Source organism: Mycobacterium sp. NGS51 (assembly GCF_059812525.1).
The window spans coordinates 1-1,152 of sequence record NZ_JCALCV010000053.1; the positions used below are offsets into that span (position 1 = coordinate 1).

General features: G+C 65.0%; 1 protein-coding gene. It reads left to right on the forward strand.

The genetic code is table 11. From position 1 onward, the window contains the following. Window positions 1-1,152, forward strand: a 1,152-nt coding sequence (locus AC5Y5W_RS24925) for a condensation domain-containing protein (RefSeq protein WP_500022661.1), incomplete at both ends; no start/stop codon positions are given.

Here is a 1,152-nt window from a genome sequence, read left to right on the forward strand (position 1 = left end):
CGACTTCGGCTGGGACGTCGTCGATGCCACCGGATGGCCGGCAAGCCAGCTGCAGGAGGCTATTGATGCGGTGACGCGTCATCGGTTTGATTTGGCGGGTGAGATTCCGTTGCGGGCGCGGCTTTTCCGCGTGGCCGAGGATGAGCATGTGTTGGCGGCGGTGGTGCATCACATTGCTGCGGACGGTTGGTCGATCACCCCGTTGGTAGCCGATTTGGGGGTGGCTTATGCCAGCCGCTGTGCCGGTCAAGCGCCCACGTGGTCGCCGTTGGCGGTGCAGTACATCGATTACACGGTGTGGCAGCGCGCCCAATTCGGTGACCTCGATGATGGTGAGAGTCTGATTGCTGCGCAGTTGGGTTATTGGCAGGATGTGTTGGCCGGGATGCCTGAGCGTCTGGTGTTGCCTACTGATCGGCCGTATCCGGCGGTGGCCGATTCGCGTGGGGCCACGATGGCGCTGACCTGGTGTGCCGAGTTGCAGCAGCAGGTGGCCCAGTGTGCGCGTGAACATAATGCGACCAGTTTCATGGTGGTTCAGGCCGCGCTGGGCGTGTTGTTGGGCCGGCTCAGTGCCAGTTCTGATGTGGCGGTGGGGTTCCCGATCGCTGGGCGCCGCGACCCGGCCCTGGATGAGTTGATCGGGTTTTTCGTCAACACCTTGGTGCTGCGGATCGATCTGGGCGGCGATCCCACCGTCGCCGAGTTGCTGGCCCAGGTGCGGCAGCGCAGCCTGGCCGCCTACGAGAACCAGGATGTGCCGTTTGAGGTGCTGGTCGAGCGGCTCAACCCGGCCCGAAGCCTGACTCATCACCCGCTGGTGCAGGTGGCGTTGGCCTGGCAGAACGTGCCCGGCCACGACAGCGATGGTCGCGGGTTGGCGTTGGGTGATCTGACGGTGGCGCAGCTGCCGGCCGATACCCATACCGCCCGAATGGATCTGAGCTTCTCGTTGGCGGAGCGCCGCACCAAGGGCGGTGCGCCGGCGGGCATCGGTGGGACGGTGGAATTCCGCACCGATGTGTTCGACCCGGCCAGCATCCGAGCGCTGATCGCGCGCTTTGAGCGGGTGCTGGCGGCGATGACCACTGACCCCCATCGGCGACTGTCGTCCATCGATGTGCTCGATGAGGGTGAGCATGCCCGGTTGGA